Genomic DNA, 23,784 nt, shown 5'->3' on the forward strand with positions numbered 1-23,784 from the left:
GAACCGATCCCTTCCTTCCCAGGAGTCCCATGTCTTATTCCCTTCAGCTCTACACGCTCCGCAACGCAATGCAGGAGGACCTGCCCGGAACGATCTCCAGGGTCGCCCAGATCGGATTCACCCAGGTTGAACCGTACAACTTCGTGGCCACATCCGAGGAGCTTGGCGCCGCCCTCAAGGACAACGGCCTGACGGCACCGTCCGGCCACGCACCGCTGCTAAGCCAGGATCAGGATGAAATCTTCGCCGCCGCCAAGAAACTTGGCATCGGCACAGTGATTGATCCCTACCTTCCGGCAGAGCATTGGCAGGATATGGAAACCATCCAGGGCACAGCGGCCAAGCTCAACGCGGCAGCTAAGAAAGGCGCTGAGTACGGCATCCGCGTCGGATATCACAACCATGCCTGGGAGCTGGAGTCCAATATCGGAGGCACCACCGCCCTCGAATACTTCGCCGGACTCCTGGACCCCGAATTGGTCCTTGAGGTAGACACCTACTGGGCCGCCGTGGGGGGCCAGGACCCGGTGGAACTCCTGACCCGGCTCGGGGACCGCGTGCGGTTCATCCATATCAAGGACGGCCCGGGCACCACGGACACCACAGCCCAACTGCCGGCAGGCCAGGGAACCATTCCGGTCCTGAATGTCATCGCGGCCGCCAGGTCCCTCGAGGTGGGAGTCGTTGAGTTCGACGACTACTCCGGCGACATCTTCGAGGGCATTACCGAAAGCCTGACCTACCTGACCGCTTCCTCGCAGTCGGAAGGAGCGAATGCATGAGCACCGCCTTCACGCCCTCCACAAACAAGAGTCCCGTGGGTGTCGCGGTCATCGGAGCCGGCAACATCAGCAAACAGTACCTTGACAACCTGACCGTCTTTCCCGACTTAAAGGTCCATGTCATCGCGGACCTTTTCGAGGACGCGGCCGAGGCGCGGGCCAAGGAATACGGCATCGCCGAGTGGGGTTCGCCCGAGCTGGCGCTGAACCATCCGGACGTCGAAATCATCGTGAACCTGACCATCCCGGCGGCCCACGTGGAAGTCGCGACGGCGGCCGTGAACGCCGGCAAGCACGTCTGGACCGAGAAGCCCTTTTCCCTGGACCGCGAATCCGGGCTCGGACTGCTGAAGGCCGCTGACGCCGCCGGCATCCGTCTGGGGACAGCCCCCGACACTTTCCTCGGAGCCGGCCTGCAGACCGCCCGCAGAATCATCGAGCGCGGCGACATCGGCACCCCGCTCAGCGCACTCACCATGTTCCAGACCCCGGGCCCGGAATCCTGGCACCCGAACCCCGCGTTCCTGTTCCAACAGGGAGCCGGCCCCCTGTTCGACATGGGCCCCTACTATCTGACCGCTTTGGTTCAAACCTTTGGCTCCGTACGGACGGTGGCCGCTGTCGGCTCCTCGGCCAGAGCAGCCCGCGTCATCGGTTCCGGCCCCAAGGCAGGGGAGACATTCGCCGTCGAGGTCCCCACCCATGTCTCCGCTATGGCGCGGTTCGAGGGCGGCGCGTCCTCGCACAGCATCTTCAGCTTCGAGTCTGCGCGCGAGCAGACAGGCATCGTGGAAATCACGGGCTCCGAGGCTACTCTGTCACTGCCGGATCCGAACGAATTCGACGGCGACCTCAAGCTGTGGCGTCCGGGTAGTGAAGAACCGCAGGTCATCCCGGCCACCGGTCCATCCAACGGCCGCGGCCTGGGCGTACTGGATATGGCCCGATCCATCCGGGGCGGTGTCCCGCACCGCGCCACAGGAGACCTCGCCTTCCACGTGCTGGACACCATGGTCTCCATCACAGAATCTGTGGAAACCGGCTCTTTTGTGGACGTCACCAGCAACGCACCCGTCTCGGCGGCCGTCCCCGAGGACTGGGCGCCCGAATCCGCAACCCTGTAGAAACCACCGAGGAAAACATCAACCTTGCAGCCACGAAGGCGCCCGCTACCTGCGCATCTCCTCTACAGCCGACGCCGGTAACTGGTGGAACATCGCTCACGTCCGCCTGTACAGCTGAACCGACAGGAAGGAAGAGGACGTGATCGAAGATGCCCGTGGAAAGGCGGGGCAGGGGGATGATGATGACGGCGGTCGAGGTCCTACACCGTCGTCACCACGCCTTTCCTATCGAACCAGTGATACTCGAAGGCGCCCCGAACATGATGCGGATCTGGAGGTCAACCACGCCTTTGACCACGAACATGTTCTGTGTGCCGCCCTGCAGTCGCTCCCTGCCCGCTGGCAGCAGGTGCTCTGGTACGCGGACGTGCTCCAGGAAACTCCCCACGTCATCGCGCCCAGGATGGGGCTGGCCCCGAAGGCGGCATCAGCCCTCATCCGGCGAGCCCGAACCGGACTCCGCAGAGCTTACCTCTCCAGGGGTCCGGTGGAGAGCTGAACGAAGCCGGGGATGGGAGTCCGTAGTGCTGCCCCGGTTGGTCCTAAGCCTGAACGAGTGGGCTACCGGGTGAAGCAGGGCAAGGAAGCTTCCACGCCGCAGCCGGATCGGCGCTAGCATCGTGGATATGCCACCGCGAAAGTCCCCCAACCTCCTGAAGCCGACGATGAAAGACGTTGGTGTGTTAGCTGGCGTATCGCAGAGTACCGTGTCGCATGTGGTGAACCGGACGGGAAAGATCCCTCCGGAGACTACCAAGCGCGTCCGCGACGCTATACGGCAGTTGGGCTTCCGGCCCAACGACACAGCGAGAAACCTGCGCTTGCAGCAGAGCAAGACCTTTGGGCTGATCACAGACAGAATCGCGACCTCTCCGTTCGGCGGAAAGATTCTGCTTGGTGCCCAGACGTATGCGTGGGAGCGAGGGTACTTGCTCCTCGTGGTCGACACTGGCCTCGATGCCGATATCGAGGTTGCGGCGGTGGACGCGATGCTCTCGCGTCAAGTGGACGGTCTCCTCTACGCGTCCATGTCCTGGCGCGAAGTCGATGCGCCCGGCGGGGTCTCCAAGGTTCCGACAATGCTGATCAACGCGTGGTCGGCAAGGGAACCGATCCTTCCATCAGTCGTGCCGGACGAGGTGTCAGGCGGCCGACTTGCAGCGCGCGTGGTGATTTCCGCAGGGCACCGACGCATCGCCTTCCTCGGTGGACCTGACGATGACCAAGCCCGGATCGAACGTGAAAGAGGCTTCCGGGAAGAACACGAGGCTTCCGGTTTGGCCGTGGACCCGGGCTTAATCCATACCGGCGACTATCATGTCGACTCGGCGTACCGTCTCGCCATTCGTTTGCTCACTGAGCCGAATCCGCCCTCGGCGCTGGTGTGTGGAAATGACCGGATGGCGCTTGGCGCCACAATGGCGGCATTCTCGATCGGCCTTCGGGTTCCCGCTGATCTTTCTATCGTCGGCTACGACGACCAAGAGGAAATCGCAGACCAGATCACACCAAATCTGACGACCGTGTCGATTCCGCACTACGAGATGGGCCGAACGGCCGCAGAGCTCCTCATCAAGGCCATCGATACCGGAAAGCCCCCCGCCGGCACGGCAATTCCTGGCGAACTCATACTCCGGGACTCCGTGGCTCCACCCGCCTTGACCTGATTTTCCTCGGGCCCAGGTCTGTGTTTCCTGCCCCGTTCCCGCCGTATTTCTGATATCAGGACAGCACCAGTCCGTGATTCTCTGTTGCCGGCACTCTCCTTTGTGACCTCAATGTGACTTGCCCACGGGCCGGGCCGGACCGACACCTTGACAGCCATCTGAGGTTTAGCTCACACTCTTCATATTCCGCAATTCATACGTATGAACAGAGAGGTTCACCTTCGTTGAAGAGGATCACAGCAGGCTCCTTCCGCTGAACGGACAAAAACGTCCACAAGATCCGTCGTCCCGCCGCCAACCCGATAACCGGGAACAGAAGACCATGACCGGGCACCCGTTTGCCCGAACCCTTCACACACATGGCCTGTCGTCCTCGACGGCGTCTCACAGGTCCCGCTACTCCCTTCTGGGAAAAGCCCGATTGATTGGACTGAGCGCCGTACCCCTATAGGCAATATCGATGTCAAGGACCGTGCCTGCCCGAAAATCCTGCCCTGCCCGTTAGCCGCGGATAGTTCCCCGGCCCGAATGACCTAAGGAGTGAACAGTGACGTAGACCCGTCTATTCAGTGCATTCTTGCGCGGCAATTGGCGTCAAAAAGTGGCCGCCTGAGATCGAATCCAGCTGCACCCTGCAGCACCACCCTGGCAAACAAGTCCCTACGGAGGAATGAGCATATGCGCACTCAAAGACGTACGCTGCTTGGGCTCACGCTATTGAGCGTTGGCCTTGCAGCGGCACCAGTGATCCAACCAATACCTGCACAGGCAGCGCCGAAAAGCAGCACCCCTGTGCAGGTCTGGCTCACCGACATCGGAAGCAACCAGTGGGTCGCCAAGCAAGACGACGTATCGTTCCAAACCCAGCAGACCACCAACCCGCTCACCATCAAGGTCGACGACAGCGTCAAGTACCAGAAGATGACGGGCTTCGGCGCCGCGCTCACCGACTCCTCGGCTTGGCTCATTGACAAGCTTCCGTCCGAAAAAAAAGACACCCTGATGCAGGATCTGTTCGATCCCTCCGCGGGTATCGGCCTTAGCATGCTCCGCTCCCCCATGGGTGCAACGGACTTCAACTTCGGCGGGAACTACTCCTACAACGATATGCCGGCAGGCCAGACGGATCCGACGCTGGAGAACTTCTCCATCGAGCACGATGTCCCGTACATCATCCCGCAACTGAAGCAGGCCATGGCCCTGAACCCGGACCTCAAGATCGCCTCGACTCCCTGGAGTCCCCCCGGCTGGATGAAAACCTCGGATTCCATGCTTGGAGGCACCCTCCTCGACGAGCACTCCCCGGCGCTTGCCAACTATTTCGTCAAGTACATTCAGGCCTACGAGAAAGCCGGGGTGCCGATCTCCTACGTCACGCCGCAAAATGAGCCGCTGAACGCTCCAAGCTGGCCCGGGATGGCCCTGACACCCGGCCAGGCAGGGAAGCTGGTCCAGCAGATGGGCCAGGCCTTCGACGCCAACAAGATCTCCACCAAGATCCTCGGCTGGGACCACAACTGGGACGTACCCTCGTACCCCGAATCCATGTACAACGATCCCGCTACCGCCGATTACGTCTCGGGCGCAGGCTTCCACATCTATAGCGGCACCCCGGTCTACCAGACTTTGACCCACAACGACTATCCCGGCAAAGAGATCTACCTGACCGAAGCCACCGGCGGTGTGTGGCAAGCCAACGACCAGGCCGCTTTCCGCGAGGCCCTCAACACCTGGATGATCGACTCCACACGGAACTACTCCAATGGCACCATGTTGTGGAACATTGCACTGGACCCCGAGATGGGTCCATTGAACAGCGACACGAACGGCATCGGGATGTGCCGCGGACTCGTGACCATTGACCCGGACACCGGGGCCGTCACCTACAACCCGGACTACTACGCGCTTGCCCAGGTCACCAAGTTCGTGAAGCCCGGAGCCGAGCGGATCTACTCGAACACCTTCGGTTCCGGCAGCGTCAACAATGTCGCCTTCCAGAATCCTGACGGGTCGAAGGTCCTGGTCGCGTTCAACGATTCGGCTGCCGCTCAGACGATCACCGTCGCAGACGGAGCGCAGTCATTCGACTACTCATTGAACGCCGGCAGCGCCGCAACGTTCGTCTACTCGGAACCCAAGAACGGTGACAAGGGAAGCGCCGGAGCCGCTGACGGCGTGCGCGCCACCACCGATCCCACTTACGACTTCGCCTTCAAATCGCCATCGGGCCAGCAGACCATCACCTATGACCCGAAGCTGCTGCCCCTCCAGAACTCCGTCATCAGCGGAAGCGACCTGACCACGTACTCCCTTCCGGTCGGAGCATCCATCCAGCCACCGGGAGAGGAGCTGAGCCGCAGCGGATGGACTCTCTCAGGCTCCTCGAACGACTCTACTGATCAACCGGTGAACGCCGTCGACGGCGATCTCAGCACACGATGGCGCACTGCAGGAAAAATGAGGAGCGGCGACTGGTTCCAAGTGGACCTCGGGGCCCAGACCAGCTTCAGCCAAGTCGTACTCGACAACACCGCGGACAACGCCTTCGGCTCCGTCTTCCAGTACCAGGTGTACGTCTCCAATGACGGCGTCAACTGGGGTAGCGCGGTCACCAACGGCGCCGGTGACCTTGGCAAGACAACCATCACCATGCCACCGCAGACGGCACAATACATACGCGTCGTCAGCACCGCACCGTCGTTCTTCTTCCGCTGGTCAATCGGGGATATCAAGGTGTTTGGAGCCCCCGGCGAACCCGGCTCCATCCAGGCACCGACCGCAGTGTCCAAGGGCCTCCAGCTTCAGAACTGGACCAGCCCCGACGGCGCGAAGGTCTCCGTTGTGTACAACGGGACCAAGGGCAGCGAAGCCTTCCCGGTATCCCCGGACGGCAAGTACACCTACACGCTGCCCAGCGGGACTTCCGCGATGTTCACCACCAAGAGCCTGTCTAATGATCCAACGCCCGCCTTCGGCAGCCTGACGCCAGCCCAGGGCATCCCGGGCTATAAGTTCAAGATCACCGGTTCCAACTTCGGCGCGACTCAGGGACTGGGGACTGTGTACTTCGGAGGGACCAACGCCAAAATCGAGAGCTGGTCTGATACCAGCATCAGCGCGTTTGTTCCGGCTGGGCTTCCGTCGGGAACATACACGGTGTCTGTGAACGGAGCAGGGGGCAAGTCCGCAGGCGAATCCACGTTCACCGTCAACGGCCTGGGCACGCCTCTGTCGAAAACCGACTGGACTCAGACGGTGTCACACTCAAACATGTCCCCTGGCGATGCGCCAGCGAACATGATCGATGGTGACATCGATACCCGCTACAGCTCCGGATCCGGGCAAGCCAACGGCATGTCCGTGCAAGTGGACCTGGGACAAGCACAGACCTTCAACACGGTTGCTCTGGATGCCGGTAGCAGCATGGGTGACTACGCGCGCAGCGCGGAGGTGCACGTGTCATCGGATGGAACCAACTGGACAAAGGTCGCCTCCATCAAGGCGGACGGTCAACAAATCCAAGCAGTATCCTTCCCAACGCAGACGGCCCGCTACATCAAGGTCGTCAACACCGGCAGCGCCGGCAACTGGTGGTCAATCGCGGAGTTCAACGTCTACGCAGACGGAGCCGTGCCCCCCGTCGACGATGGCGGAACCACCAACCCCGCCTATGGCACACCCCTGTCAAGGTCCGGCTGGACCCCCACAGCCTCCAACACCAGCCCATGGCCTAACGACGCGCTCGAGAAGATGATCGATGGTGACGCCACCAGCCGCTACAGCTCCGGCGCATCGCTGACCAGCGGGATGTGGGTACAGGTAGACATGGGGCAGGCGCAGACCTTCAACAAGGTGGTGCTCGATTCGGGCACCAGCATCGGTGATTACGCGCCAAGCGCGGACGTGGAGGTGTCCTCCGATGGGACCAACTGGACAAAGGTTGCTTCCATCGTTTCGGATGGCGAACAAATCCAGGTAGCGTCCTTCGAAACGCAGACAGCGCGCTACATCAAGGTGACCAACACCGGCAACTCCGGCAAGTGGTGGTCAATCGCGGAATTCAGCGCATACAGCTGACCTCGCACAATCACGGCTCCGAGCCCGGCCAGCTTGTCTGTCCGGGCTCGGAGCGGCGTGGCCTGCCAGTAACGCAGCGCCGCCCCTTTGCCGCTCACAAGAGCCAGTCCTAAATTCCACACCCATCAGGCGCCGCGCGAAGGACCACACAGCCAATGCCCGACTCCATCGTTTCTTCCCCAGTGTCCGAAGCCTTCCGGCCGGCAATCCACTATGCCTGCAAGAACACCTGGCTTAACGATCCCAACGGGTTGATCTTCCACGACGGCACCTACCACCTGTACTACCAGAACAACCCGTTCGGGAACATCTGGGTCCCTTGCCTGGAGCACGGACGGCGGCTACAGCTGGACCAAATACCACGAAAATCCGGTCCTGGACCGCGGTTCCGCAAACTTCCGGGACCCGAAAGTGTTCCGCTATAGCGGCCCGCGTGGCAGCTATTGGGTCATGGTCGCCGTCGAGGCCCACGACCACACGGTGGTCCTCTACCGTTCCGATGACCTGAAAACGTGGGAATATCTCAGCAGCTTCGGCCCGGCCAACGGAACCGGCGGCGTGTGGGAATGCCCGGACCTGTTCCACCTGCCCCTGGACGGAAATGAGGACAACATCAAATGGGTCCTCACCGTCAACCTCCATCCCGGCGGGCCCAACGGAGGCTCAGCCGGACAGTACTTCGTCGGCCACTTTGACGGCGTGACGTTCACCGCGGCATCCACCGTCACCGACGGACTGCAGGATCCGGCACGAATGGACGAGTATCTTTGGCTCGACTGGGGCAGGGACTACTACGCAGCCGTGTCCTTCAACAACGTCCCGGACGGGCGCCGGCTCATGATCGGGTGGATGAACAACTGGCAGTACGGCAACGAAATTCCGACGTCGCCTTGGCGGAGCCCCATGTCGCTCGTGCGCGAAGTATCGCTCGTCAGCTCCAACGGACAACCCCGTCTCAGCCAGCATCCAGTGTGGGAAGACCCGGGGTCGGACACCGGCACAGTGTCTTATACAGGGCTCGACGTCGACGGCGTCCACCCGGTTGAGGGCGGCGCCGCAGTGCAGCTCATCGAGGCCACGTTTGTGCCCGGCTCAGCGGAAGAGTTCGGCCTGGTGATCCGCGGCAACGGGGCTGAAGGGACCAGGATCGGCATCCGCCCCGCCGACGGCCGACTCGCAGTAGACAGGACAATGTCGGGCAACACGGACTTCCACGAGACCTTCCCGTCCATCGACTCCGCGCCTCTCCAAGCCCCAGGAGGAACCTATGTTCTGCGGATTTTTGTCGACCACTGCTCAGTAGAGATTTTCGCCCAGAACGGACAGGTCACCATGACAGAACTGATCTTCCCGGACCCGGAAAGCATCAGTGTATCGGTGTACGCCTCCGAAGGGACTGCGACAGTTTCCTCACTGAAGCTCACCACGCTGCCCTGACAAAGGCCGCCGCATGCAGACAGATGGCGCCTCCTGAGATTCCCGAATCCCCATACCGAGCTCAGGTTTTTCCAGCTCCAGCTACAAGCCATGAACCGCGTGGCGGTCAGGCTGGTGGGGCCGTCCGTACTGCCGTGAGTAACAACCCATCCAACGCAAGGCCTCCGGTTCCGGTCGGGGGCCTTTGCGCGTCCGGCGCGATTCAGGCCCGAGGGACGAGGACCCGTTTCTGCATTCAGTTCCCCAATGCCCGACGCCCATACACCTGACTCTACGTCTGGTGACGTCAGGCAAGGCCAGGAGAGGCCTAGCAGGAACAGGGCGGGTTCTGTAGCTCAACCACCAATGAGGCCCTTACGTCCTCCTCTAGCACGGCAACGCGGTATCCAGCGGGCGACTCAGGCAGACGGATACGTAGCCATTTTGTAGCCACCCCTCAGAAATGGCTACCAACTGAGGGAATACAAGGGAGCGGCCATCTCTCAAGGGGATTCCCGTTAACTAAAAAACCCCCGGAATCTCAAGGAATCCGGGGGTTCTTCTATGTAGCGGTGGGGAGGCTCGATCTCCCGACCTCACGATTAGCTGGCGGTACATTTCGACGTCATCCGTCATCAGCCGTCTTCCCTGTGATCCAGGGGAAAAACGGGTATAGGTGCTGCTTTGGGTACTCGTCATTGATTGACGTACGTCGTCATTTTCGTTGGGTAAACGTTGGGTGAAGTCGGAGAAATGAGAGGAGCACTTTGCGGCTGTGTCGTTCAGCCTAGCTCCAGTGCCCATTCGTTTTCGTCCGCTTCATCCATCAACAGACTTTGATCGGAGGGGTCCAGGATGGCCGAGAAGACCATCTCTCCGGATTGCACCTCGATCTCGGCTACGCCATCAGGCTCAGGCAGCCAATCGTTAGAAGCAACGCCTGGGAACGACGTCATCAGGATTGCGTAAGTTTTGGCGTCGGCCAACCCGTGCGCGCCAATCGCGATGTATACGATACCGCTGTCCATCATGCGGATCTGCACCCAAACCAGCGCGTCCCCGATCTCGAAGCAAAAGGCCTTGCTCATGTTCAAAGAAAGCCAAGCGCACTTCCGAACCATTTTCTGCATAATCGATTTCGCGGCAAAAGCCTGCTCCGCGTACCAGCGTTTCCAGTCCTTATCCTGGGGCAGGTAGTCGGCAGTTTTTGCTGGCAGGCTGGCATAAAAGTCCTTGGATGGCGTGTCACTTTGACGCTTTCCCGCCAAACCGAGCCAAAAGGAGCTGTTGCCGCAGACATGCGCCCATGATGGGTTCGCATCCAGCACCGTAACGCCGCCTCGGAATTCGCCTGCTTTTACTTTCAGCCAACGCCGATCATGGAGAGAAAGAATGGGCTCAGCGTCGTTCGACTCGACGAGGTCAGGAATCTTTTGGGCCTTGGCCACCAGCGGGTGATCGACGACATCAAGTGATATGTCAATCGTTGGCCTCTTAACGCCCAAGACCTCCAAGCAATCGAATGTAGGTCGTACGAATCGATACTCAGAGGTCATGGGTGCTTTTCTCTCTTTACTTCTCTGGAACGCCGCCGAGCTCATCGAGCTCTTCAGCGGAAAGTCCGGTCATCATTGACACAACGGAGGTGTTAGTTCCGTCCAGTTGGGACATGGTGTCCTTGATCGCTGCGCTCAGCTCGGAGCGGTGGCTATCTATGTATTCGCGCACTGCTTCGTCTACTACAGCCTTCTTCGTCTTACCGAAGAAGTGTGCTGCGTGCGAAATGAGGCGGTCTGTGTGCTGGTCTACTTTGATTGGTGTGGCGGTGGTTGTCATGTCGTTTCGTTCACCCACGTCTTTTCTAATGTGGCGTTATTTGCGTATTCGCGGTGATGACTCCATGATCCTCGAAGTACCCAAGTACCGCAAGTTCCTTTGCATATCGTTACCATTGTTCCATCCGTCTGTGATCCGGGTCTGAGCACGCACCACCACGTAACCCTTGATTAGCAGGGCCAGAAGACTCCAAAGGGCAAACGGATGCCCTCGCGGTCGAACTTTAGGTTGCCTCTTCCGGAAGTCATTGACGTCGGACCACAGCAGGTCTATCACTGGGGAGCGAGCGCGTGGTTCGATGGGCAATGACTGAACAATCGTTCCAACCTGCCATGTACGAGTACGGCATCCGAAAAGAAGACGGCGGCACCGAAGCAGGCTTTCACACCGAGGCCCAAGCAAAGATCACCGCCGATGATCTTGGCCTAGATCCCAACACCTACTCCATCGAGCGCCGCCCGATCGGCTTGTGGGGTCAGGAGAGCCGGGTTGACCTGCTAAAGCTGTATACCGTCCCGGAAATTTCCGTCATCCTTAGACACCTCAGTGTCTACACCATCAGGCGCCTGGCGAGGCAGGGCAAGGTTGATTGGGTCAAGGGCGAACGCAACAGTGTCCTGATGACTGAGGGCCAGATAGCGGCGCTCCTGAAGCACCTGACGCAACCCATAAGGCCCACGGAAGTGGATCGACCCCTCCCGAATGGCGTCGACTCTCTGACCAGCGCACGGTCGCGAGCGAGAGCAGGCCACCGCTAGCCCCTGTTGCCGTGGCGTGAGACCTCGTAGTGTGATCGGACAAGGCTTAGACACCAGCACAGGGGGCAACAGAGATGTCACTGCACGAAGAAATTGGGCCGGATTTCCCGCTGCCCGGCCCCCAGCTACTTCAACTGCTGAATGTGGCCATGCCCAGACTGTAATCAGAGTGCATCGTAGCTATTGGGGGATCCTTTGAAACGCCTGCTCACACCTCTTGTTCTTGTCATGCTCGCCGCCGGCTGTTCCGCTCCAGCCGCCCAGCCACCCGCCCAAACCAGCGAAGCCCCGACGTCCGAAACCACACCGACGCCTGTGGTCATGGCTCCAGGGAAGTACACGTTCGAGAATGCCACCGGCGCCACTGGCACACTGGATATCCCTGGTCAGCCGGATCCTGAAATCGAGAAACTGCGCGAACTTGCAGGCGCCGCACCCACCACCTATCTGACAGTCCATGTGGACAACCGGAAAGGAACGGTTGGAGTGAATATGTACGCGGTGAGCATCTTCACCCCAGAGGGCAAGGAACTGAAATACGTCAACGCCGATACCTACATCGACGAGTTGCGCCCCGACGACGCGCCAGCCGAGGTGTACAACCAGTTCATCGAGCTCGGAAACAAGCATATGGAGATGGCCAAACCGAAAGCCGTGAAGGACTTCGTTCTCGTCGGCCCCACCGTGCCGGACGTCATCGCGGGGATAACGGTCTATCCCACGGGGATGTCCGGGGAGGTCGACGCGCTGCCAGCCAGTTGATGGAAAGGACAGGCTCGCTTTTGGGTTGCTCACAAGACGAAGCATTAGCCGCAAAAGAGGCCGGACCGGTAGACGACTCCTTGCGAAAGGTGGCAATGGTCTACAGGGTCGCCCAAGCGACTCAAGGCAGGCCAACAGCCGCCGTCCAACAGGCCTTCGATTTGCCCTACAGAACGGCCGGCTCCTGGATACAAAAGGCCAAGTTCAAGGGATACACCCCTGACCCGCTCTTTGAGGGGCTCCATCTGACTCAGCAGGCGCCTGATGCCTAGACCACCGCTGCCCGTCGGGTCCTGGGGGAAGATCAAGCGCACAGAGATAGATAAGGGCCGCTGGGTAGCCAAGGCCCGAGTAAGGGATCTTGACGGTGTCACGAGGCTTGTGGAGCGCAACGGCCGCAGTGGGGCTGAGGCTGAACCGAACCTCAACGCCCACCTAGCAGAGCGTACAGCGCCGTCTGCGGAGGACCTGACCCCGGAGAGCCGGCTGACCGCCCTATGGGAGGCATATGAGGCGCACCTACTCGAAGAGGGTCGCGCAATCCGCACCATGGAGCGCTACCGGTACGTCTCCACCTACGTCCTCAAGGGGCTCGGTGGATACAGGATCAGGGAGATCACCACACAGCGCCTGGACGGCTTCGTGAAGGCCCTCAAAACCAACCATGGCCCATCGGTCGCCACGTCCTCCCGGGTGATCCTGAGCAGCATGTTCGGGCCCGCCGTCCGCTTCGGAGCCGCCAACACCAACCCTGTCAGGGATGTCGGCACGATCAAGATGGAATCCAAGGCAGCGAGGGCACTTTCTGCCGATGAGCTCCGCGGCATCCTAGACGCCATGCGCTCGTCGCAGCTCGTACTGAACCCCGCCAATAGGGTCACCCCACGCCAGACGCTCAGTCAGTACTGCGCCGCTGCAGACCTTACCGACGTGGTCATCATGTATGCTGCGACCGGCGCCCGCATCTCAGAGGTGCTGGTAATCCGCTGGCGGGACATCGACTTCACGGCCAAGACAGTCACGATCAGCGGGAAGGTCAACCGGGCGCCTGGTCTGGGCATGATCCGGGAGAGCTTCGCCAAGACGGCCGCCGGCCAACGGGTACTCCCCCTGCCTGCGTTCGCCATCGCCATGCTCATGGGCCGAAGAGTCGCTGCGTTGGGCAATATGCACGACGTCGTGTTCCCGTCAGCACTGGGCACACTCCGGGATCCTCCGCGGTGCACAAGCAGTAGCGCACCGTCCGGGCTTGCCTCAAGCTCGACTGGGTCACATCACATACCTTCAGGAAGACACTGGCCACTCTCCTGGACGATCAGGGCATCTCTGCACGCATCGGCGCTGACCAACTCGGCCACGCCCAAGATATCTATGACTCAGGATGTGTACATGGGCCGGAAAGCCGTGCACACCGAGGTTGCCGATGTCCTAGATCGGGTTGTCCGAATTGCAGGAACTTAGATGGATGAGCCGCGACTTGAGAGAATACGAACAATTGCGAGTGACTTCCACTTGGCCGCGCAGAGTCCTGACATGGCTCATCATCCTGGGCTCCACAGCTTTCCACAGGGGTCCTGCCGTTGGGCTTCATTCATGCTGGCTCAGGTACTGTCAGACTTCGGCGAAGAGGGATGGGTTGTTCGCTGCGGGGAACAAGGACCCGAGTGGCTCTACTCGCACTGTTGGCTTGAGCGCGAGGGCTACATCTTGGATGTCACTGCGGATCAAGTAAAGGGATATGACGGCCTCCTCCTGCACCTCGGCCCATCCCCATTCGAGTCGGTCTTTCGTCGCCTCCGCTCGATCCATGCCTCTGATATCCACGAGCATCCCCCGATACTCGAGGCTTATAGGCAGATTGCGCTCGCAATATCAGCGCCCAGGAGCAGCGGCGAAGCCGAGAAGGGCTGACTTACTCGCCTCTATGGCACCCCAACCCGCAGATGAAGCGAAGAAGTTTCAGACAGGACGGTCACGTGAACTCAATTGATCCCGGCGGGGATGAGATGCATCCAGAAATCGATCCGCTTCCGGAGCAAGCGCTCTCAGGGAGTGCGGGCAAAATAATACTGGCAGCGGGGGCAGCGGCTCTCAATGCAGTGATCCCAGGTATTACCGTACCGGTGGCCGTCGGGATGGCTGCGCTCGACGGGCTGCGAGAGAAACTCAGCAAACAGCAGGAGGCACGGCTTGCTCAATTGCTTCAGTCCGCTTCGGAGGAGTCAACGTTGGACCCCTAACAGTCGTGCATCAACTCATAGAGCGTGACGACTTTGCTCTTCTCGCTGCGGAGGCGATCGACGCGGCGAGGCGCTCCCGACTCGAGGGTAAGGCTTCCGCCCTTGGACGAGTTCTCGGTTCCATCCTTGCCGACGAAGCCCTGCTAGAACCGGAAGCGGTGTGGATCAGGATCATTGGATCAGTTGAACCTCCCCATATACGAATTCTCCAGTCTCTTCTAGAGCATCGCGCACACTGGGGGTCTGGTAGTGAAACAAAGTACTGGCAGACCGGGCACGGTGTGAAGCTCAGCGAACTTGGGGAAAATGTCGGGCTCAATCAGGCCGTTTTACCCCTAGTTCAGGACCTTTCGGGTGCCGGACTTGTTGTAACCTCCGGTATCCAGGGTGTGAACTCCGGGGTGCCAGACGTGTATGGGCAGTCCGTCCACGCCACTCCACTTGGTGCAGAGTTGTTCGCCCGTCTTGCGGATGCCGGCGCTACATCACCCAATTAGTTGGGTTTCCGTTGGATCGGGTACTTAAAACAGAAGCAGGTCAGAGGCATTAGGCCTCTGACCTGCGGAAACTGTAGCGGTGGGGAGGCTCGATCTCCCGACCTCACGATTATGAGTCGTGCGCTCTAACCAACTGAGCTACACCGCCACGAATGAGAAAAACCTGCACCAAGCCGGTCAAAACCGCCTTGACACAGGCCCTCATTCAGAGCCCCCCACCGGAATCGATCCGGTGACCTCGTTCTTACCAAGAACGCGCTCTACCACTGAGCTAGGGGGGCAACGAGTAAATACTCTACCGGACATTCTTCCCACCAACAAATCGAGGAAGGGAAGCCACGAAAGGCCGGGATTCAGCCGATCCCGCGGCGTTTTTATGGGCCCGGAACCCGCCCAGACAGCGGATTGCCCAGCACTAAAACGAGGTGACTTCCGGCACTTAAAAGGAACGGGCCGGCCTGTAAAGGCCGGCCCGTTCTCAGGGACTAGCTGGGCTTACCACTTGCCCTTGCGGTTGAAGTCGCGCTGTCCGCCTTCGTTGCCGTGGCGGGGCTTGCGTGAGCCGTCACCGTGGCCGGCGAAGCGGGAGTCGCTGGCCTGTCCGCGGCTGGCGCCGCTGTCGGCTCCAACGCTGCGCTCAGTGCGTTCGCTGTAGGTGCGTCCACCGCGGTCAGCCGAGGAACGCTCGCCGCCGGCGTAACCGCCGCGGTCGCCGTCGTTCTTCCGGAATTCCTTCTTGAACCCGCCGTTGCCCTTGAAGTTGCCACGGTCTCCGCCGGAGTAACCGCCGCGGTCGCCGCCACGGTTGCCCTGGTAGCCGCCACGCTCGCCGCCACCGGACGGCTTGCGTCCGTTGTCCAGCTCGAGGTGGATCAGCTCGCCGCCGATCCGGGTACGGGACAGGGCACGCAGCTGGTCGGCGCTGAGGTCCGCCGGGAGCTCCACGAGGGAGTGGTCCGAGCGGATGTCGATGCCTCCGATGTGGGCCGAGGAGATGCCGCCTTCGTTGGCAATGGCACCAACGATGGATCCCGGCATAACGCGCTGACGGCGTCCGACGGCGATCCGGTAGGTGGCGTTGCCCTCGGTAAGCGTGCGGGTGGGGCCACGTGAGCCGAAGCCGTCCTTGGCGCGTTCGCGCTTCTGGAATTCAGGAGCAGCAGGCAGTTCCTTGACCAGGAGCGGCTGTCCGCCCTGAGCCATGACGGCCAGTGCTGCAGCGATCTCGGCGGCGGGAACGTTGTGCTCTTCCTCGTAGGAGGCAATGAGGTCACGGAAGGCGGAGACGTCCTGCGATGCCAGGGTTTCCGTGATCTTCTCCGCGAACTTGCCAAGGCGCAGCGTGTTCACAGTCTCGGCAGTCGGCAGGTGCATCTGCTCCACCGGCTGGCGCGTAGCCTTCTCGATGGAACGCAGCAGGTACTTCTCCCGCGGCGTCATGAACAGGATCGCGTCACCCGAGCGGCCTGCACGGCCGGTACGGCCGATGCGGTGCACGTAAGACTCAGTGTCATGCGGGATGTCGTAGTTGATGACGTGGCTGATGCGTTCCACGTCAAGACCGCGGGCAGCAACGTCGGTGGCGACCAGGATGTCGATGCGGCCTTCCTTCAGCGCCTCAACAGTGCGTTCGCGCTGCTGCTGCGGGATGTCGCCGTTGATGGCGGCAGCCTGGAAACCGCGGGACTTCAGCTTGTCGGCGAGGTCCTCGGTTGCCATCTTGGTGCGCACGAAGGCGATGACGCCGTCGAACTCTTCAACCTCGAGGATGCGGGTCAGCGCGTCGAGCTTGTGCGGGCCCATGACCTGCAGGTAGCGCTGCTTGGTGTTGGCGCCGGTGGTGGTCTTGGACTTCACCGAGATCTCAGCCGGGTTGTTCAGGTACTGCTTGGACATCCGGCGGATCTGGCTTGGCATGGTGGCGGAGAACAGTGCCACCTGGCGGTCCGAGGGGGTCTGCTGGAAGATCTGCTCAACGTCTTCAGCGAAGCCCATGCGGAGCATTTCATCAGCCTCATCCAGCACGAGGTACTGGAGTTCGGAGAGGTCCAGGGAACCCTTGGCAATGTGGTCGATGACACGGCCCGGGGTACCGACAACAACCTGGGCACCGCGGCGCAGGCCGGCCAGCTGGGGACCGTAAGCGGAGCCACCGTAAACGGGGAGAACGGTGAAGTCGTCAATGTGCTTGGCGTAGGAGGTGAAGGCCTCGGCAACCTGGAGTGCAAGCTCACGGGTCGGAGCCAGCACCAGGGCCTGCGTCTTGCGGGAGGGGCCGTTGAGGTCGTGGAGCTCGGCCAGGCGGGAAAGTGCCGGTACTGCGAATGCTGCAGTCTTACCGGTTCCGGTCTGGGCCAGGCCCACGACGTCGCGGCCTTCGAGCAGCAGCGGGATGGTTGCTGCCTGGATGGGGGAAGGCTTCTCGTACCCGACGTCCTGCAGCGCGGCAAGGACGCGGGGATCGATGCCGAGGTCCACGAAGCGGATGCCTTCGGCCTCGGTGTCAGCGTCACCAGCGGACGTGTCAGCCTTCGGGGCTTCTTCGCGGACAGCTTCCGCAGCAGGCGCAGCTTCAACAGCAGGCGCAGCTTCAACGGGAGCAGCTTCAACGGCAGGCGCAGCTTCAACGGGAGCAGCTTCTACGGGAGCGGCTTCGGTGAAGACGGGGGTGGAGTCAGCCGGTGCGGCTGCTTGGGGAGTCTCGACGCCGGCAGCGATCTCGGTGTTCGCTTCGAAGGGGTCGTTCTGATTTTCGGGCATAGGGAAGAATTCCTCATCCATAGGGGGCCAGGCGGCACAACCCGAGGGTGAGCGGAGCCGCAGTACATGTGCCGTGGATGCCGGGCATACTTTGACCGGCCGGTCACGTAGAAGTCCGGCGCTTTCGCAATCCCGTGGCAGGACTTCCCGCTGCATCTCTTGGCTGCTATCCCAGCAGTCTGTACAGCGTTTTCTTTAGCCGGCTCTCCCTATGAAAATGCCCGCAATCACATTGTCGGGCCCCAACACTTGCCAGTCCTGCCTCAAAAATTGGGCAAGAATAAGGGATTTCCGGAGTGGGGGATGTTTCAAGTGTAGGGTACAGGTGCCAACTCAGGGAAATCGGGAGGCCGACGGCGGGCGTGAGCTTGCGCACACGGCGCACCGCTCTCCCGCATGACGGCGGACGAGGCCTAGGCCTGGAGCCTGCGCTCAAGTCTGGCAAAAGCCTCCTGGAACTCCGGCTGCAAGCGGATCTCGCCGTCGGCGTCGGCGTCCCGCAGGGCCTCCATGTCCTCAACAGTCGGTTCACTGAACCACTTACCGATAGTCACTCCGTGCGTGGGCACGTAAAGCCTGTGGATGTGGTCACCTGCCCTGATGGTTCCGGTCCGGACGACACGCAGATAGGTCCCCACCCTTCCTGCTTCCGCAAAACGCTTGACCCACTGGGCCTCGTCCATCCGGCGTTGGAAGGTGGCGCAGGGTGTTCGGGGGGACGTTACTTCCACCTCGACGTCCAGCCCGATTTTCCATCGTTCGCCGATGATGGCCCCGGTGGTTTCGATACCGGAGACGCGCAGGTTTTCGCCGAAGATTCCCGGCGGAAGCTCCCGCTGTAGCTGGCCAGTCCAGTAATCAGCATCGGCTTGCGAGTAGGCATACAGGGCCTGGTCCTCGCCTCCGTGATGGAGGCGGCTCGCCTGGATATCGGCGTGCAGGCCGAGTTTGTGAACCTTGACCGGGCCTGTCACTGCCCGCTTGTCGATGGCGGTGACACCCACGCTCCCCTCGTCCTGGAGGAGCTGGTGTACGCGGCAGACTGCAAGCACGGCGGCGGTGTTCATGGCAACAGTCTAGGTTCTCCCGCCAACCGCCTGCCGGGTGGACTGCGGATGGGTCCTTCTCCCCCAAAAACTGTTAGCGGACAGGGTTTGCAACGGCTAGGCTGATTTCAGGATTGTCACTCCGGCGTTAGACCATGCCCGCAGTGCGCCAACGGAGTCAGCATGGACAAGCAAGGGGGACCCATGAACCCGAATCAGGACAGCAGCCGGGACGATAACCACCGCCCGTCACAGGAACCACAGCCCGAGGAACCACAAAAGGATTCCTCCGGGCCCGGGCGTGCGAATGAGCCGGCCACAGGTCAGCCGGAGTGGAAAACCTCCCCTGCAGATTTCACACCGGACCCCTCAGGGTCCAAGGCGCCTCCTTTCCAGGTTCCGAAGCCCGAGCTTCGTCCAGAACTCCTGAATCCACAGAATCCCCCTGCTCAATCACAAGAGCCACAGGACGGACCGCCTCCGCTGCTCGACCCCTTCGCCCGTGAGAGGGAGCGGGAAATGGCGGCACGGAAAAAGCGTTCGCAGCGCCGCACCGTCGTCGTCGGCCTCGGCGTTACTGCTCTCTTGGCCGGAACCATCACCGCCATCGTGGCGAGCAACGCTGACGAGCCGGACTACGCGCAGGTCTGTTTCGACGAAGCAACGGGCGAACGGGTGGAGGACACCCAGTGCAACAGCAGCGCCGGCCGAGGCGGCGGACTCTACGCGTGGTACTTCTACTCCCGCGGCGCCAACGTTCCGCCAGTGGGTCAGAACCGAACCAGCTACCCAAATTTCACCAGAACAATCCCTGAGGGCGCGAAGGCTTCCACCGGCTACAGCACCAAGGGCGGCACTGTCAGCAGGGGCGGCTTTGGCAGCAGCTCCAAGGGCGGAAGCACGGGCGGATAGCGTGAAGAGGCTTTCCTCAACTCCCCGCCCCGGCTGGAAAGAGAAGATCCAGGAGCAGGGACTGGTTTTCTCCACCACCACCATGCCGGACGGCAAAAAGATCGAATACTGGAACGAAGCCGCCTACTACGAGTTCAGCATGGACGAGGTGGAAACCCTCGAAAAGACTGCCGAGGACCTCCACCTGATGTGCCTGGAGGCGGCGAAGTATCTGGCCACGGGTGCCATGGGGCCCATCGGGATTGGACCGCAGGCCCTGGAACTGGCGGCAGAATCCCTGCAGGCCGGCGACATGGACATTTACGGGCGCTTCGATGTCATCTATGACGGCCAGGGTGGCGCCGCCAAAATGCTGGAATACAACGCCGATACCCCTACCGGCCTGCTTGAGGCCGCCGTGGCCCAGTGGTTCTGGCTGCAGGACGTCTTTCCCGAAAAGGACCAATGGAACGGGATCCACGAAGCCCTCATCCGGCAATGGAAGAAGCTCCAGTACCGGACGGGCATGAGCACCCTCCATATTGCCCACTCTGAGGCCGAGGAATCCGGGGAAGACTGGATGACTGCTGCTTACATGCGTGATGTGGCAGGCCAGGCCGGGTGGACCACGATCGGCATCAACATGTCCGATATCGGCTGGGACCCGAACCTCAACCGTTTTGTGGACCTGGACAACTTCATGATCAGCACCATCTTCAAGCTCTACCCCTGGGAACTGATGATGAAGGAGCCGTTTGGCCATCGCCTCCTGCAGCGAGCCCATAACCCTCGCTGGGTGGAACCTGCCTGGAAGATGCTCCTGTCCAACAAAGCGCTCCTGGCCGCCCTCTGGCACCTCTATCCCGACCACCCCAACCTGCTTCCGGCCTACCTGAACGATCCCGGGCCACTCAAGGAATGGGTGGCCAAGCCATTGCATGGGCGCGAAGGGGACAATATCCGCATCAACGCTCCCGGCATCAACCTGGAGATGCCCGGCGGATATGGCCGTGAAGGCTGGTGCTACCAGCAGTACCACCCGCTCCCTGATTTTGACGGCAACCATCCGGTGCTGGGGCTGTGGGTGGTGGACGGAGAATCCGTGGGTTGCGGCATCCGCGAATCCGACGGACCCATCACCGATTACTTCTGCCGTTTTGTCCCCAACACCATTGACGCGCCTGCTCCCCTCTCAGCCCAGGCACAATCCAGCAAGGCAGGTATTGCACTATGAGCACCGAGACAACGACGCCGGGAGTCCCCGGTTCGCCCGTTCCCTCCAAAGGGTTGCGGGCCGGGATCCTGGACCTCGGTGACTCCGTCATGCTGGGCCTGGCGTCAACCGCTCCGGTGTATTCGCTGGCGGCCACGCTCGGGCTGATAGTGGCGGTCAACGGCAACTACACTCCCCTGATCCTGCTCCTGGGCTTCATCCCCGTGCTGTTCATCGCGTACGCCTTCCGCGAACTCAACAGCGCCATGCCCGACTGCGGCACCACGTTCATCTGGGCACGCCGTACTTTCGGTCCGTGGGCTGGCTGGCTCGGCGGATGGGGTGTCGCGTTGGCAGGCATTGTGGTGCTGGCCAACCTCGCCCAAGTAGCGGGCCAATACGTCTGGCTGCTCGTCGGTGACGGGTCCTTGGCGGACAACAGCCTCCTTGTCACGGCAACCGGCGTGCTTTTCATCGCCCTCATGACTCTGGTTAACTACCGGGGCATCCGCCTGGGCGAACACGTCCAGCGCGTGCTGACGTACGTCCAGTACATCTCCCTTGGCATCTTTGTGCTGGCCCTGGTGTTCAGGATTGCGGGTGGGGCTCCGGAGGGCCAGGCGTTCGATATTGAATGGTTCAACCCGGTCGGTGCCTTTGCCGATCCCGGGGCCGTGGTGCACGGGGCGCTCTTGGCCCTCTTCATCTACTGGGGCTGGGACACCTGCCTGGCCGTCAATGAGGAAACCGAAAATCCCACCAAAACCCCCGGCCGCGGAGCCGTCATCTCCGCCTTTTTGCTCGTGGCCATCTACGTTTCCGTGGCCCTCCTGGTGATGCTGTACGCCACCGTTGGTACGGAGGGAATTGGCCTGGGTAACGCCGAAAACCAGGACGATGTGTTTGTCGCCATGAAGGATGTTGTCCTGGGCCCCTGGGGCTGGCTCATTGTGGTGGCGGTGCTCGCCTCAGTGCTGTCCTCAACCCAAACCACCATCCTGCCCACTGCCAGGGGAACGCTCTCCATGGGAGTCCACGGGGCTCTGCCGGCCAGGTTCGGCCAAGTCCACCCCCGCAACCAGACCCCGGGGTTCTCCACCACCGTGATGGGCGTCGCAGCCATCGCCTACTACGTGGCCATGAGCATCCTCAGTGAAAACCTGCTGTCCGATTCCATCAGCTCGATCAGCCTCTTCATTGCCTTTTACTATGCGCTGACCGGTTATGCCTGTTTCTGGTTCTTCCGCGGAACGCTGCGCCAATCAGCCAGGAACCTGTGGTTCCGCGGCATCCTGCCTTTACTTGGTGCGCTGATGCTGACGGCGGCCTTCTTCATCTCCGCGGTCCAGATGTGGGACCCGGCCTACGGTGACACAGAGATCTTCGGGGTGGGCGGCGCGTTTGTGAGCGGGGTGCTCCTCTTGGCGCTGGGCGTGGTCCTGGCCGTGGTGTGCCGGTTTGCACCGGCCACCCGCGGTTACTTCGTCAGCAAACAACCAGCTTTGCGCTAGCTGCCTGTCCGGCCGTTGGAGATGAACGAGAAGGCATGGTCAAGGTCGGCGATCAGATCCTCAACATCTTCGATTCCGCACGATAGCCGGATGAGGTTCTCGGGGACAGCCAGTTCCGTGCCTTTGACGGAAGCGTGGGTCATCTCCGCCGGGTAGTTCATGAGGGACTCGATCCCGCCAAGGGACTCCGCCAGGGTAAAGACTGAAGTGGACTCGGCAACCTTCCGGGCCGCGGCCTCTCCTTCCTTGAACTGGACGGAGACCATCCCGCCGAACTTCTTCATCTGTTTCCGGGCAAGCTCGTGTCCCGGGTGCGATGGCAGGCCCGGATACAGCACAGCCTCCACCTCGGGGCGTTCCAGCAGCCATTCCGCCACTGCCTGGGCGTTCTCGCTGTGGCGATCCATACGCACACCCAGGGTCTTGAGCCCGCGGGTGGTCAGGAAGGCGTCCATCGGACCGGAGACGGCTCCGACGGCGAACTGCACGAAGCCGATCTTGTCCGCCAGCTCCGGATCGTTGACCACCAGGGCACCGCCCACCACGTCGGAGTGGCCGCCGATGTATTTGGTGGTGGAGTGAACCACGACGTCGGCCCCGAAGGCGAGCGGGTTCTGAAGGTAGGGGGACGCGAAGGTGTTGTCCACCACGAGGAGGGCCCCGGCGTCGTGCGCTATGTCGGCGAGCGCCGCCATGTCGGTGATCTTCATGAGCGGGTTGGAGGGGGTTTCAACCCAGACGAACCGTGTTTTGTTGGCCGCAACCGCATCCCTCACGGAATCGAGGTTGGCCATATCCACGGGTGTGTTCCCGATGCCCCAATCGCCCAGGATGCCGTTGATCAGACGGTACGTTCCGCCATAGGCGTCATTGCCGAGAACGATATGGTCCCCCGGCCGGGTAAGCGCCCGGATGAGGGAATCTTCCGCGGCCAGGCCTGAGCCGAAGGAAAAGGCTGCCGTGCCGCCTTCCACGGCAGCAAGCTGCTCCTGGAGGGAGTCGCGGGTGGGGTTGGCGCCGCGGCCGTATTCGTAACCGTCCCGGAGCCCGCCGATCCCGTCCTGCGCGTAAGTGGAGCTGAAGTGCAGCGGTGGAACCACGGCGCCGGTGCGTGGTTCGAAGGCCTGGCCGGCATGGACGGCGCGGGTGTTGAAGCCGGCGGATTCTGGGACGGGCATGATGCTCCTTGAGTCGTTGCTGAGTA

Annotated in this window: 17 protein-coding genes, 2 tRNA genes and 1 pseudogene; 13 read left to right on the plus strand and 7 right to left on the minus strand. The window is 61.4% G+C overall.

Annotation, left to right across the window (positions count from 1 at the left end; translation table 11 throughout):
- The first annotated feature begins 29 nt into the window (after positions 1–29).
- From MU551_RS06980 to MU551_RS07005, 6 genes and pseudogenes are all read left to right on the plus strand, one after another.
- Entirely contained in the window at positions 30–782 is a 753-nt protein-coding gene (locus MU551_RS06980; protein ID WP_247041943.1) for a sugar phosphate isomerase/epimerase family protein, read from the plus strand.
- On the plus strand, positions 779–1,906 hold the full coding sequence (locus tag MU551_RS06985) for a Gfo/Idh/MocA family protein (protein WP_247041944.1): 1,128 nt from the start codon (positions 779–781) through the stop codon (positions 1,904–1,906). Before MU551_RS06980 ends, MU551_RS06985 begins: the two co-directional genes overlap by 4 nt.
- A gap of 139 nt (positions 1,907–2,045) precedes the next feature.
- Entirely contained in the window at positions 2,046–2,405 is a 360-nt protein-coding gene (locus MU551_RS06990; RefSeq protein WP_247041945.1) for a sigma-70 RNA polymerase sigma factor region 4 domain-containing protein, read from the plus strand.
- A gap of 127 nt (positions 2,406–2,532) precedes the next feature.
- Positions 2,533–3,573, plus strand: a complete 1,041-nt coding sequence (locus MU551_RS06995; RefSeq protein WP_247041946.1) for a LacI family DNA-binding transcriptional regulator — start codon at positions 2,533–2,535, stop codon at positions 3,571–3,573.
- 678 nt (positions 3,574–4,251) lie between these two features.
- Positions 4,252–7,650, plus strand: a complete 3,399-nt coding sequence (locus tag MU551_RS07000; protein WP_247041948.1) for a discoidin domain-containing protein — start codon at positions 4,252–4,254, stop codon at positions 7,648–7,650.
- 155 nt (positions 7,651–7,805) lie between these two features.
- A pseudogene (locus MU551_RS07005) lies at positions 7,806–9,087 on the plus strand (glycoside hydrolase family 32 protein).
- A 761-nt stretch (positions 9,088–9,848) separates the two neighbouring features.
- Here the strand turns inward: MU551_RS07005 and MU551_RS07010 are convergent.
- Complete coding sequence (locus MU551_RS07010; protein WP_247041950.1) at positions 9,849–10,580, minus strand: hypothetical protein; 732 nt, start codon at positions 10,578–10,580, stop codon at positions 9,849–9,851.
- Between the two features lie 58 nt (positions 10,581–10,638).
- Positions 10,639–10,902, minus strand: coding sequence for a type II toxin-antitoxin system VapB family antitoxin (locus MU551_RS07015; protein WP_247041953.1), 264 nt, complete (start codon positions 10,900–10,902; stop codon positions 10,639–10,641).
- A 305-nt stretch (positions 10,903–11,207) separates the two neighbouring features.
- On the opposite strand from MU551_RS07015, the gene MU551_RS07020 reads away from it, so the two are divergent.
- The 4 genes from MU551_RS07020 to MU551_RS07035 all read left to right on the plus strand — a co-directional run bounded on the left by MU551_RS07020 (position 11,208) and on the right by MU551_RS07035 (position 14,662).
- A complete protein-coding gene (locus MU551_RS07020) occupies positions 11,208–11,660 on the plus strand; it encodes a hypothetical protein (RefSeq protein WP_247041954.1) in 453 nt (150 codons plus the stop codon).
- Positions 11,661–11,855: 195 nt separating this feature from the next.
- Positions 11,856–12,422 carry a hypothetical protein gene (locus MU551_RS07025; protein ID WP_247041956.1) on the plus strand — a complete coding sequence of 189 codons (567 nt, stop codon included), beginning with the start codon at positions 11,856–11,858 and terminating at the stop codon, positions 12,420–12,422.
- A 264-nt stretch (positions 12,423–12,686) separates the two neighbouring features.
- A complete protein-coding gene (locus MU551_RS07030; RefSeq protein ID WP_247041958.1) occupies positions 12,687–13,883 on the plus strand; it encodes a site-specific integrase in 1,197 nt (398 codons plus the stop codon).
- Between the two features lie 515 nt (positions 13,884–14,398).
- Complete coding sequence (locus MU551_RS07035) at positions 14,399–14,662, plus strand: hypothetical protein (RefSeq protein ID WP_247041960.1); 264 nt, start codon at positions 14,399–14,401, stop codon at positions 14,660–14,662.
- A gap of 571 nt (positions 14,663–15,233) precedes the next feature.
- On the opposite strand, the gene MU551_RS07040 is transcribed toward MU551_RS07035, so the two are convergent.
- From MU551_RS07040 to MU551_RS07055, 4 genes are all read right to left on the minus strand, one after another.
- Positions 15,234–15,307, minus strand: a tRNA-Met gene (locus tag MU551_RS07040).
- A 61-nt stretch (positions 15,308–15,368) separates the two neighbouring features.
- Positions 15,369–15,440, minus strand: a tRNA-Thr gene (locus MU551_RS07045).
- Positions 15,441–15,654: 214 nt separating this feature from the next.
- Positions 15,655–17,919 (minus strand): DEAD/DEAH box helicase, encoded by a 2,265-nt coding sequence (locus MU551_RS07050; RefSeq protein WP_247041961.1) that lies wholly within the window; start codon positions 17,917–17,919, stop codon positions 15,655–15,657.
- A 413-nt stretch (positions 17,920–18,332) separates the two neighbouring features.
- The gene (locus MU551_RS07055) at positions 18,333–18,986 is read right to left on the minus strand and encodes an MOSC domain-containing protein (protein ID WP_247041962.1); all 654 of its coding nucleotides are present in this window, start codon (positions 18,984–18,986) and stop codon (positions 18,333–18,335) included.
- Between the two features lie 183 nt (positions 18,987–19,169).
- On the opposite strand from MU551_RS07055, the gene MU551_RS07060 reads away from it, so the two are divergent.
- The 3 genes from MU551_RS07060 to MU551_RS07070 are packed head-to-tail and all read left to right on the plus strand — an operon-like array spanning position 19,170 to position 22,580.
- Complete coding sequence (locus tag MU551_RS07060) at positions 19,170–19,877, plus strand: Tat pathway signal protein (protein ID WP_247041963.1); 708 nt, start codon at positions 19,170–19,172, stop codon at positions 19,875–19,877.
- 1 nt (position 19,878) lies between these two features.
- Complete coding sequence (locus MU551_RS07065; protein ID WP_247041964.1) at positions 19,879–21,090, plus strand: glutathionylspermidine synthase family protein; 1,212 nt, start codon at positions 19,879–19,881, stop codon at positions 21,088–21,090.
- Positions 21,087–22,580 (plus strand): APC family permease, encoded by a 1,494-nt coding sequence (locus tag MU551_RS07070; RefSeq protein ID WP_247041965.1) that lies wholly within the window; start codon positions 21,087–21,089, stop codon positions 22,578–22,580. Before MU551_RS07065 ends, MU551_RS07070 begins: the two co-directional genes overlap by 4 nt.
- Here MU551_RS07070 and MU551_RS07075 read toward each other — a convergent pair.
- A complete protein-coding gene (locus MU551_RS07075) occupies positions 22,577–23,758 on the minus strand; it encodes a cystathionine gamma-synthase (RefSeq protein ID WP_247041968.1) in 1,182 nt (393 codons plus the stop codon). The genes MU551_RS07070 and MU551_RS07075 overlap by 4 nt on opposite strands.
- Between the last annotated feature and the right edge of the window lie 26 nt (positions 23,759–23,784).

The organism is Arthrobacter rhizosphaerae (assembly GCF_023062595.1).
Lineage (GTDB): Bacteria > Actinomycetota > Actinomycetes > Actinomycetales > Micrococcaceae > Arthrobacter > Arthrobacter rhizosphaerae.